The sequence below is a fragment of the Acinetobacter sp. UBA6720 genome (assembly GCF_002454215.1).
In the GTDB taxonomy this organism is placed as follows: domain Bacteria; phylum Pseudomonadota; class Gammaproteobacteria; order Pseudomonadales; family Moraxellaceae; genus Acinetobacter.
Genome location: NZ_DKIK01000035.1, coordinates 26,841 through 38,959 on the forward strand (window position 1 = coordinate 26,841; position 12,119 = coordinate 38,959).

At 40.2% G+C, this 12,119-nt stretch carries 11 protein-coding genes; 7 read left to right on the forward strand and 4 right to left on the reverse strand.

All coding sequences use genetic code 11. From position 1 onward, the window contains the following. Positions 1-44: 44 nt before the first annotated feature. Together B4F08_RS03180 and B4F08_RS03185 are read left to right on the forward strand one after the other, a co-directional pair. Positions 45-698 (forward strand): potassium channel family protein, encoded by a 654-nt coding sequence (locus tag B4F08_RS03180; protein ID WP_086210236.1) that lies wholly within the window; start codon positions 45-47, stop codon positions 696-698. Continuing rightward, complete coding sequence (locus B4F08_RS03185) at positions 695-2,044, forward strand: TrkH family potassium uptake protein (RefSeq protein WP_110974109.1); 1,350 nt, start codon at positions 695-697, stop codon at positions 2,042-2,044. Before B4F08_RS03180 ends, B4F08_RS03185 begins: the two co-directional genes overlap by 4 nt. 62 nt (positions 2,045-2,106) lie before the next feature. Here B4F08_RS03185 and B4F08_RS03190 read toward each other — a convergent pair whose 3' ends face one another. The 4 genes from B4F08_RS03190 to B4F08_RS03205 form a co-directional block, all read right to left on the reverse strand. Next, on the reverse strand, positions 2,107-3,246 hold the full coding sequence (locus B4F08_RS03190) for a phospholipase A (RefSeq protein WP_086207563.1): 1,140 nt from the start codon (positions 3,244-3,246) through the stop codon (positions 2,107-2,109). Between the two features lie 17 nt (positions 3,247-3,263). Then, positions 3,264-6,203: an insulinase family protein gene (locus tag B4F08_RS03195; RefSeq protein ID WP_291373107.1), complete on the reverse strand. Its 2,940-nt coding sequence runs from the start codon at positions 6,201-6,203 to the stop codon at positions 3,264-3,266. Positions 6,204-6,376: 173 nt separating this feature from the next. Beyond that, positions 6,377-7,168 (reverse strand): hypothetical protein, encoded by a 792-nt coding sequence (locus tag B4F08_RS03200; RefSeq protein ID WP_291373109.1) that lies wholly within the window; start codon positions 7,166-7,168, stop codon positions 6,377-6,379. Positions 7,169-7,346: 178 nt separating this feature from the next. After that, positions 7,347-7,799, reverse strand: a complete 453-nt coding sequence (locus tag B4F08_RS03205) for a GNAT family N-acetyltransferase (protein ID WP_086207566.1) — start codon at positions 7,797-7,799, stop codon at positions 7,347-7,349. A gap of 138 nt (positions 7,800-7,937) precedes the next feature. On the opposite strand from B4F08_RS03205, the gene B4F08_RS03210 reads away from it, so the two are divergent. The 5 genes from B4F08_RS03210 to B4F08_RS03230 all read left to right on the forward strand — a co-directional run. Further along, positions 7,938-8,942: an adenosine kinase gene (locus B4F08_RS03210; protein ID WP_291373112.1), complete on the forward strand. Its 1,005-nt coding sequence runs from the start codon at positions 7,938-7,940 to the stop codon at positions 8,940-8,942. Positions 8,943-8,956: 14 nt separating this feature from the next. Next, a complete protein-coding gene (locus B4F08_RS03215) occupies positions 8,957-9,268 on the forward strand; it encodes a Rieske (2Fe-2S) protein (RefSeq protein WP_171264395.1) in 312 nt (103 codons plus the stop codon). An 18-nt stretch (positions 9,269-9,286) separates the two neighbouring features. Beyond that, positions 9,287-9,904: an OB-fold-containig protein gene (locus B4F08_RS03220; RefSeq protein ID WP_086207569.1), complete on the forward strand. Its 618-nt coding sequence runs from the start codon at positions 9,287-9,289 to the stop codon at positions 9,902-9,904. A 545-nt stretch (positions 9,905-10,449) separates the two neighbouring features. Beyond that, positions 10,450-10,641, forward strand: coding sequence for a cytochrome oxidase putative small subunit CydP (gene cydP, locus B4F08_RS03225; RefSeq protein ID WP_086207570.1), 192 nt, complete (start codon positions 10,450-10,452; stop codon positions 10,639-10,641). After that, a partial coding sequence (locus B4F08_RS03230; protein WP_291373114.1) for a cytochrome ubiquinol oxidase subunit I occupies positions 10,641-12,119 on the forward strand: 1,479 nt, incomplete at its 3' end. The genes cydP and B4F08_RS03230, both read left to right, overlap by 1 nt.

Here is a 12,119-nt window from a genome sequence, read left to right on the forward strand (position 1 = left end):
ATGCGTTAACAATCGACGTATAAAAAATTTAAGGAAAAGATGACATGGCGCAATTTGCAGTGATTGGTTTAGGAAGCTTTGGAGCCACAGTTGCAACTCAACTTATTGAACTCGGGCATGATGTGATTGGCATCGACAGTGAAAAAAAGTATGTTGAAAATATCTCTGAACAAGTAACCCATGCTGTTATTGCCGATGCAACGGATGAACATGTGCTCGATGAACTCAATATTAAAAACTGCGATGCGGTTGTGGTCGCAATTGGTGAAAATATTGAAGCCAGTATTTTATGTGTATTACACCTCAAAAATATTGGGGTCGAGAAAATTTGGGTTAAAGCCAAATCCAAATCACACCATATGATTTTGAGCCATTTAGGCATCAGTAAAATTATTCACCCCGAAGAAGACATGGGCGTTCGGATTGCACAATCTTTATGTTACCCGATGGTCAGTCGCTACATGGCGCTTGAAGATAATCACTATATCGTCAAAATTGAAATTGACGAAAAATTGCAAGGTACACGCTTCCGCCAACTCATGGATCAAGCACCTGATGTAAAAACATTACTCCATAAGCGTGGTACAGAAGTTTTGTACAGCATAGATCCCAATTTAATTTTACAAGTGGGTGATATTTTAGTTGTTGAAGGAGTCCTTGAAACATTACGTCGTCTTTCAGCACGGTTCAAATCATGAAAAATCTAAAAGAATGGCAACCCAACCCGCAAAATACAATTAATTTAAGCCCGCCTAGCTTATTAGCTTTGGGTTTTTTAAGTTTTATTATTCTTGGTACGCTGTTATTAAAACTCCCTATTTCACACCATGGTGAACTCAGCTGGCTCAACTCTTTGTTTACAGCTACATCTGCTGTGACCATTACTGGACTATCTGTGGTGAATGTGGGGGAAACTTTTACCGTAACTGGTAAAGTCATCATTATGCTATTAATTCAAATTGGTGGCTTGGGGTTTATGACCTTTGCAATTTTGGCGGCATTAAGCCTATCGGCCAAGTTGGGCTTAAAACAACAAATCATGGCGCAAGAAACCATTGGTCAAACCAGTTTATCCAAAGTATCTTTTACCATTAAAGGCGTACTGCTTTATTCCTTATTTTTTGAAGCCATTGGTACTGTTATTTTAACCATTGCATGGATGGAAGACTATAACTTCAATCAAGCCTTTTTCTATGCTGCCTTTTATAGTGTCTCAGCATTTAATAATGGCGGGTTTTCACTCTTCCCGAACAGCTTGATGAGCTTCTCAGGTCAATATCTCATTACCTTTACCATCAGCATGTTATACATTATTGGTGGGATTGGTTTTGTGGTGCTGATGGATATTAAACGTAGTAAACGTTGGAAAGGCTTAAGTACCAACAGCAAACTTATTTTGTCTACGATTGCAGGCTTAAACATCATCGCCTTTATTCTTTTATGGGCAATTGAATCCAACAACCCCCTTACCTTAGCGCCAATGAGTTTAGGTGACCAAGCACTCAATGCATGGTTCCATGCAACCGTTCCTCGCTCATCGGGCTTTAACAGTCTCGATTTGGCACAAATGAAAGATGCTTCAACCCTCGTGACCATGTTACTGATGTTCATAGGCGGTGGCTCAATGAGTACCGCAGGCGGGATTAAAGTAGGTACTTTTATTATTGTTTTACTTAGTGTCATTAGTTTTTTAAGACGTGAAGATGAAATTCGTGTCTTTAATCATGCCGTTTCTGAAAAAACATCCTTCAAAGCAATGGCTGTTGTTTCTATTACCGCGACTCTGGTTTTTTTAGGCATCTTTAGCTTGACGTTAATTGAACCGAATCATGAGTTTATAGACTTATTATTTGAAACCATTTCCGCAGCCTGTACAGTTGGTTTGTCCCGCGGGATTACAGGCGAACTTCAACCTGCCAGTTTATTTGTTCTGATGCTTCTGATGTTTGCAGGCCGTTTAGGGCCATTAACATTGGCATACCTCATTGCAACACCTAAGAAAAGCAGGCTTAAACACCCAACCACAGATATTCAAATTGGTTAATTCTTAAAAACAATGTCATAAAAAAACCACGTTTGAAACGTGGTTTTTTTATTTACAGAGGCTTAGTACCAATTCATTAAAGATACACCCAAGCCCACATAAGTTGCCCGGTGATTATAATCAATCAAACTTTCACCATAACCATCAAACAGTTGAAAATGCCCACGTAGTTTGCCAGAGATAGGAAAAGCCCAATCAAACTGTGCCGCGCCACGAGAGTCATCTCCCCCTTTTAAACTATGTCGTAACATAAGCGAAAAATCATGCTCATTCCAACGATAGAATGCCGTTAAATCACCACGTCCAATATAGTCTTTAATGTCTGGGTTATTGTCATCTTTTGCATCTTCTTCTATTCGATACCATGGACGCAGCATGAGAGCAAAGTTATCTCTTTCAAATCCAAGATTTAAAATGACACGATTCCAGCTACGAGAAAGCGGATCAGAGCGACCATTGGACTGATGGTTTAAAGTCAGCCCTAATAGGCGACCATTTAAACCAAACAATTCATAATTGGTTCTAAAGACCAAACTGGCTTCAGGCTCATAGTTGGTTTCACGAAATGGACGGGATTCATCCGCATTGTAGACTTGCCAACGCGAAGACTGGGTATACCCCAACCAGACATCGCCATTGTCCCCAAACAGATTTTCAACAGCTTTCGTTTTTAAAGACAGTTGGAATTTTGCTTCCATTGAATTTAAGTTTTGATCTTCATCCACTGTATTGGAAGGGTTTGGACTTTGAGGAAACTCATTTTTATCCGTCGTCCAAAAGCCTGGCATTAAATACACAGGCTGATAGGCACGAATATTCCATGTCCCGAGTTTACTTTCTGGAGAAAGCTCCCAACGGCTATCCATAAGAGATAAATTGGGCGTTATTTTAGGACCTTCCGAGGCAAAAACAGAGCTAACGCCTTGTGCAATCTTCCCTGAGATATTTTCAGGCGCTGGCGCGATTTCCATCGCTGCACGTTGTTCAGAAACAATATGCGGCTTTGCTACTGGAGGAATTTTAAATAATGCATCATAACAAGCCAAACGGTCTGCATTTGACTCTAATGCTACACATGCCTCAGCTGTTGCGGGAGCCGCAGGCACCTCTGAAACTTGTGCATGCGTTTTAGCGACAGCCAAAGCACTGAGCAAACTTACGCTCAGTGCTAAAGTTGAACGCTCAAATGGTTTAAACGCCATACGACCCTCTTATTATTTTACTGAACTTGTTGAATACTGAAACCTAGCTCAATCAAGGTATCACGCTTCGCAATAGGTGCAACCACTGCTTTCGTTGGTTTTTGTTCAAGCAAATATTGTACCGCAACACGCTTTAAATCTTCAAAATTCACTGCTAGAAGACGGCTACGCAACTGCTTGCGGAAGGCTGGAGTACGGGCATGTAATAGTGCATAACATGCAGTAATGACTTCACCCGCTGGCGAACCTGGCTTATCCATACTTGCAATTAAACCCAAAATCGCTTCTTCAAGTTGATGTGGTTTTTGCTCAGTATTGAGTAACCATTGCACACTCCCTTCAAAGTCACTGAAAGTTTCCGCTAAACGTGGATCACGATAACTATAGAAGCGGAATGAGCATGCATTGCCATCATAGCTTGCACCGCCACCATACGCACCGCCTTTTTCACGAATCGCACTGTGTAAGAATCCATTGCGTAAGTAAGCAGCAAGAACCATCAGTGCTGCTGCATCTGGATGTGAAACTTCAACTGCTGGGTAAGCCGATGAACAGAATTGAACATTGGCCTGAATTAACCATGCTTCATCTGTATCTGTGTTTTCCTGCTCCACAGCTTTAAGACTCACAACTTGCTCAGAAACCTCTAGTTTGTCCCAGACATTTTGAACTTCTTCTAGCAAGCGCTCAGATTGGTGTTCTTCACACACCAACAAAAATTGTTTCGGTGCTTGTAAAAGTTTTAAATGAATGGCTTTTAATTCATGAATGAAATCTTCATAAGCAACTTCATCTTTTTCAATACGGCTAATCAACTCACCCAACCAGTTTAATGCACCTAAACCCGTGTTGTGATAATCACGATTAGCTAAAGCACTGTGGTTACGCCCTGCAATTTGCATAGCATAACTATGACCCGAGCCTGAAAGACGTGATGCCCAACGTGTTTTACGTTGTTGCAAGAGTTCAATAATGCGGTCTTTTTCATCGAAACGTAACTGCTCAAACGCCAATTTCAACAAGTTAATACTTTCTAAACTACTCACTAGCGATTTTGTAGTCAGCGTGAGCCACGCACTGATTTGGTTTTTATCATTCACGTGAGAACGTAACGACGCACCCATTCCTAAACCACCACTTACAGCAGTTTGCAGTTGTTGTAGCTCAAGATAATCGTACTGACCTGCCCCCACTTCACCCATCAAAATAGACAGTAAGTTAAAGTATGGCGACTGCACCACATCTTGTGGAATCTGAATCAGCACTTGGTTGTAGTAAATACCGTTCGTGCCTGCATGATAGAGATTGAGCGGGTAATCAGTACGATTAGAGATAATCTCCCGCAATTGACCTTGTACAATTTGCAATTCAGCTGGCACATCTTCCAAGCCCACCTTTGGCAATAAATTTAAGTCATCTGGTGTATCCTGACGGACTTTCAATGCCTCAGTCTGTGCTTCAATTTCTGCTTTTTGAGTTTCTGTAAGTTGCGCACCAATTGCAGCTAAACGTGCTTTCTCATCTGCGGCTTCCACCGCAGATTTATTGGCATCTGGCACCAAAGTCATTTGTACACGGTGTGAGTTATCAATGAGATGCGTCTTGATGAGATTGGATAACCACATCGGGTCTTTTAATTCTTCTTTCACCGCAGCAATAGCTGAGTCTACATCCCAAACAGTGACTGGGTCGCTGTGGTGGATCGCACTACCCAAACCATTTAAAATCAGGCTTAGACCATAAGGCATACCGTCGCCATTGATTTCACGTTGATGCAATTCAATCTGATGTAAAATCGCATCGACCATGTTTTGATCGACAGGTTTTGCAGCCACATCTTCTAAGATTTTAAAGACACCTGCTTTAAACTCTGCCGCATGTTCAGGGTTTGAACCCTGCACACCGCAGTAGAAGGTCATTTCGTAGTTCGAATCATCTACACCCATAATCGGGCCTGTAGACTGCGCATAACCACATGTCTCAAGGTAATGACGCAGTGGTGAAGCTGAGTCTTCTAAAAGCACACCTTCAACCAATCGCATACCTAAGCGAAGCTTTATATTGCTAGCTTTAGGCAATAACCACGAAATAATGTGATAAGTTTTATCTTTTAAATCTTCTGCATCTACCGCATAGGTTTCAGTCACTTCTACGGGTGCTGTTAAACGACGTTCTTCTTTAGAATAAAGCGTTTCACCTTTAGAAAATTTAGCCAAAGCCAAAGTTTCAAATTGCTCCTGCAAATTATAGGCAGGCTCATTACCAAAGGTCATGAAAACTGCGTTGCTTGGGTGATAATGCGACTTGTAGAAATCCACCAACTCAGGATAAGTCAAGTCTGGAATATCTTTCGGGTCGCCACCTGAATTGTAATGATAGGTCGTTTCTGGAAATAAGTGATGTGCAAGCTGATGATACAACTGGTCTGAAGGTGAACTCATCGCCCCTTTCATTTCGTTGAAAACCACACCCTTATAGACAGGTTCACCATTTTCAAGCTCAATACGAATACCTTCTTGAGCAAAATCAAGCGGATTTAAATTAGCCGCAAAAGCCGCATCTAAATACACTTCCAATAAATTTTGGAAATCTTTTTTATTTTGCGTCGCAAATGGATAAGCCGTCCAATCCGCTGCTGTAAAAGCGTTCATAAACGTATTCAATGAACGACGAATCATTAAAAAGAACGGATCACGCACAGGGAATTTTTCTGAACCACAAAGCGCAGTATGTTCTAAAATATGCGCTTCGCCTTTTGAATCCATAGGCTGAGTACGGAATGCAACCAAAAATACATTTTCATCGTGATTGGTGGCTAAGTGATAATGCACTGCCCCAGTGATTTTATGTTTATATTCAGACACTAAGATGTCTAAAGCTTCAACATGGTGTTGACGTACCAACTGAAACGCAGGATGTACAGTTTGTGAAATGGTTTCAGTGACATCTACAGTCATGTGATCTCCTCAATTCAAAGCATTTTCTAAATGTTTCAAGTATAACCTGAAAATCAAGAACAAGACTCATTCATTGACAATTTTCCAAGTAACTTGGTCAACTTTTAAAAAGCGTTGAACTGATGGGACCTATACCCAACTGAATCCACCCGCAAATACTGAATCAACAACGATTAGACAGGATCATTAACCAGTTTTTCGGTTTTTTTTGCCCACCATACACAAAGCACTATTGCGATCAGTAACACTGCAGATGCGCCAAAACGACTCAAATCTAAACCACCAGAATTTAAAGGTTTATCTAAGAAATCACCAACAACCGCCCCTAAAGGACGCGTTAAAATAAAAGCGGACCAAAACAGAAAAGTCCTCGAAATGTGGCTCAACTTATACAAAAGTAAAATAAATAAAATCAGTCCACTAAATAGTGCAATCCCACCGCTATAACCTAAACCTGCTGTGTCTGCAGACCAATCACCTAAAGCAGTACCTAAAGTTTGGGAAAATGTCAGTGTTAACCAATAGAAAAGCTCAACTCGTGGCTGATTCACCACATGCGGTGAAATACTGCCTTCAGATTTATGCCAAATAAAAAGCGAAATCCCGACCAAACTTAATAATAATGCACTCCCACCCACGTAACCAATGCCTAATGAGCGATCAACAAAGTCAGCTAAAGTTGTCCCCACAGTTGTACTGGCAATAATGGCGAACCAATATAAAAATGGATGATAACTCTTCGATCTGATTTGAAAAAATACAGCAACAATAAAAACGAGTGAAAAGATAAAAGTACTGAGTAAATAACCCAAGTTCATCGACATTGAAACAGCATCACCCGCCGTTTCACCAAAGGTCGTGGCAAAAATTTTAGTTATCCAAAAAAGAGCCGTGATTTGTGGCACTTTCATTAATACCTGATGTACATCTTGTACACTTGCGGAGGAATTCACATCAATAGGCATTATTAACACCCCAATAAACAACAGATGCCCATTGTCAGCTTATTGGCTTAATATCAGATTAAAATAAGACCTAATCCGTGTAATAGCCCATTATAATTTTAGCTCTCATCGAAGCATTCAGCTGTATCACAAGCGGCGACAATACAGCTGTTCATGAAAACAATGTTCGCTATACTGATTAACCAATCAGGTATTTGAAATAATTATAGTTCGGATGATTTTCGACAAAAACATAATTTTGCTTTTGATAAAAACTTACAGCAGATAAATCTGCTGTGTTTAAACACAACGCAGAGAAATTCGGACGTGCATATTTTTCCAAATGTGCCAATAGTTGACGCCCCACACCACTTTTACGATATTTAGGATGCACATAGAAACGACGTACACGACCAATACGTGCCTCGATTTCGTTTTCACCCCATTGCTGGTTTAATCCACCACAGGCAATAAGCTGATCTTGATCATAAGCCAACAACAGCACTTCACCCTTTTGATTAAAACGATTTTTCCCACTTTGATATTCTTCGATCAAGCGGGTCAACGGTTCATATCCTTCTTTTGCTGCCAGTTGCGCCAAAGCTTGCATTTGAGGAGGTAATTGTTCTGCCGCTTGAATTAAAATTTCCATCTAAACTTCCTTGAATATAACCACAGCCATTTCACTACATTTGCCATGTAAATAAAATGAATTTTACTCAACAAACTACAGCAATTATGAGCATTAGTGTAAAATGTCGCTTTAATTTCAATACGTGACGAAAAACACATGGCAACTGTTGATCTTTTTGCAATTGGTAATGCACTAATCGACCAAGAATTTAAAGTCTCTGACGACTTCCTTATTCAACAAAATTTGCAAAAAGGCACTATGCAGTTAACTGATGGTGAAACACAAGCAGATCTGTATAAAAAATTAAAAGAAACACAAAGCTATAAAGGTCAAGCATCAGGTGGTTCAGCAGCAAATACTACCGTTGCCTTTAGTGCCTTAGGTGGTTCAGCGTTTTATGCATGTCGTGTAGGTAATGATGAATTGGGTAAAATTTATCTCAATGGTTTGCACGAAGCAGGGATTAAAAACACTGAGAAATCAATCAGCGAAGGCGTCACAGGCACGTGTATGGTTTTGGTCAGTGAAGACTCTGAACGGACGATGCACACTTATTTGGGTATTACCGCTGAGTTGACTGAACAACAGATAGATTTTGAACCTTTAAAAACAGCGAAATGGCTCTATATCGAAGGTTATCTTTCAACCAGCGATAGCGCACGTTTAGCTGTTAAACAAGCGCGTGAAATTGCCAAAGCACATGGTGTTAAAATTGCATTAACCCTCTCTGATCCAGCGATGGTGCAATATGCACGTCATGGATTGGATGAAATGATTGCAGATGGTGTGGACTTATTATTCTGTAACCAGCAAGAAGCCATGATGTACACCGAAACGGAAACGGTTGAGGCAGCTTTGGCAAAACTCAAAACGTTCAGTCAACACGTGGTCATTACCCTTTCCGCTGAAGGTGCTCTTATTTCAAATGCGCAAGAAACATTTAGTGTCGCAGGCCGTAAAGTTGATGCTGTCGATGCAAATGGTGCTGGCGATGCCTTTGCAGGTGCTTTCTTGTACGCTGTGAACGCAGGCTTAGGCTTACATACCGCAGCGCAACTGGCTATTTTGATTTCAAGCGAAGTGGTCGCTCAATTTGGTCCTCGCCTAGATATCGCGGATTACACTGAATTGTTCCAACAATTGCAAAAGGAATGCGCATAATGCACAAAATCTGCATGACGGAAGACATCCCAGAACGTGAAGCACGCTCCTTTGAGACACCCAATGGGGATACAATTTTTATCACCCAACGTGACGGTGCATTTTTTGCCTATCAAAATATCTGCCCTCACCTCCAAGTTGAACTGGAGTTTTTGGAAAATCAATTTTTAGATCGAGACCAAGAATTTATTGAATGCTCAACGCATGGTGCATTATTTGTAGTTGAAACAGGTGAATGCATCTCGGGGCCTTGCCAAGGTGAAGCACTTGAAAAAGTGCAGATTACCGTGCATTCTGATGGTGGAATTTACCTCACAGAAGAATAATATATTTGGACTTTCACCATGTATGAGCTGCTACACCACCCTGATTTGATGATTTTTCATTTCAGTTTATTGGCTTTGCTTTTACTCAGCATGGTGGAAACCCTTGGCTATTTCTTTAATTCACGCCCAAGTCACTTTCTCAAAAAACTATCTCCACAAAAGCTCACACAATCTCCATTATTAGACGTGAAATTTTCAAAAACCCTGATTGTGGTTTTTCTTTTGCTGAACTTCAGTGTCGCGGGTTATTTCCTTCAATTTTGTATTTATGCAAAGGAACAAGCCTTTACCTCCGCATACTACCTCATCCTTCCAGCCCTGATTATTGCAATCTTCTTCACCGTTTTTATGATTCACTGTTTAGATCAGGTGATTAAACCCAGACCCATCAAAAGACAAACCAATTTATTGGGTCGCCTTGCCACTATTTCCAGTGGCAATGCCCGTCCTGGCTTTTCAGCTCAAGCACGTGTGCGCGATGAGTATGGTCAATTACACTATGTCCAAGTTGAACCTGAGTTTGGCGAGCTCGAATTTCAGTCGCAAATTATTCTGATTCGACTAAAAAAATCACATTACATCGCCAAAAGAATTTCAAAATCTAACCAACTGTTTAGTGGTGAGATCAGCAACTAAATACGGCTCTCAAACATCCACTTGAGCTCCACTATTGGTCTGTTACACATTTTCAGTGTATCAGCTTTGCTTGCGCCATCATTGTAATATTCTCAGATCAATACAGAATAACAATATTTAAATATAACCTTGTATCACTCAACCTTACAAAAATGCTGCTGCCTAAAGCAAAGCTACACTAAAGTTTCGAGGCAAAAGGGCTATCGCTTCGACCAGCTATTCTTCAATGATTTAAAAGACCTATCAATTTTATAATTTTAAGACGAATTCTCGATAAAATGACATTTTTTTAAATATAAGCGTTTTAGTCGGATTTAAAATAAATATATACAAGTATTTTAGTCAGGTTTTTAAATATAAATATAAGTATTTTAGTCAACTTTAAAATGCTTAAATATTAGTTTATTTTTCATCACATAGAATCATTAAGTATTTGTATATAAACAAATTAATAATATATTTTTTATTTAAGTTTAAAGGCTATTTATTTTTTGTATGTTTTTGTTTAATAATATAAAGCAAGTTAAAAAAATAGGCTTTATGAAATGAGCTTAGTCCCCAAAAATCTCAATCAAAAAGTCACCAGAGAGATTATTGCCATTTTAATCATTAAAGTGATTATTTTAATGGTCATTAAGAACATCTGGTTCGACGCCCCAACGATTCCTAAAAATTTTGACAATCAAGTTGCTGAGCGTATTGCTGGCAATCCATCCCCAATCAAGGAGACACGTTGATGATTTCTGAAAGCGTGGTCGATCTCTCGCGGTTCCAGTTCGCTATGACCGCGATGTATCACTTTATTTTTGTTCCACTTACTATTGGTATGGCTTTTATTCTTGCCATTATGGAAACCACTTATGTGATTTCTGGCAAAGAAATTTATAAAGACATGACCAAATTCTGGGGAAAACTCTTCGGCATTAACTTTGCACTTGGGGTAACAACAGGTTTAACAATGGAGTTCCAGTTTGGTACAAACTGGGCGTACTACTCACATTATGTAGGCGACATTTTTGGCGCACCATTGGCAATCGAAGGCCTGATGGCTTTCTTCTTAGAGTCCACTTTTATTGGCCTATTCTTCTTTGGTTGGGATCGTCTTTCCAAAGTCCAGCATTTGGGTGTGACATGGTTGGTTGCGCTTGGCTCCAATATGTCAGCCCTCTGGATTTTGGTTGCTAACGGCTGGATGCAAAACCCTGTTGGTTCTAAATTTAACTACGAAACCATGCGTATGGAACTAGTCGATTTTGGTGCCCTCATTTTCAACCCCGTTGCTCAAGTTAAATTTGTACATACTGTATCTGCAGGTTATGTAACTGGTTCGATTTTCGTTCTCGCTATTTCCAGTTATTACTTACTGAAAAAACGAGACGTTCCTTTTGCCCGTCGTTCATTTGCTATTGCAGCCATCTTTGGCTTGGCATCAACCTTATCTGTCATTTTACTCGGTGATGAATCAGGCTATGAAATTGGTGATGTACAAAAGACTAAACTTGCTGCCATTGAAGCGGAATGGGATACACACCCTGCACCTGCATCCATTACTTTGTTTGGTATTCCAAATAAAGAAACAATGACCACAGATTATGCCGTGAAAATTCCATATGTGATGGGCATTATTGCGACACGCTCGTTGGACAAACAAGTAACAGGCATTAAAGACTTAATCGCACAGCATGAAGTCCGTATTCGTAATGGTATGGTTGCATATTCTCAACTAGAAAAGCTTCGTGCAGGTGACACATCACCCGAACTTCAAGCAGCCTTCGAACATTCTCAAAAAGATTTAGGCTACGGTCTACTTTTGAAAAAATATACACCAAATGTTGTAGACGCATCTGAAGATCAAATTAAAGCTGCCGCAAAAGATACAATTCCGCATGTACCAAGCTTATTCTGGGCATTCCGTGCCATGGTGGCGTCTGGTTTCTTAATGCTGTTGTTATTTGCCCTAGCAACCTTTGCTGTTGCAAAACGCAATGCAGAGAACAAACCATGGCTACTAAAATTTGCACTTTTCGCTCTGCCTCTACCATGGGTTGCTGCTCAAACAGGTTGGTACGTTGCTGAAGTAGGTCGTCAGCCTTGGACGATTGGTGAGGTTTTACCTACACACTTGTCAGCATCAAGCTTAAGCACAGGTGATGTATGGGGTTCTATCGCTGCCTTAGCTGCGTTCTATACTGTACTTTTGATTATTGAAATGTAT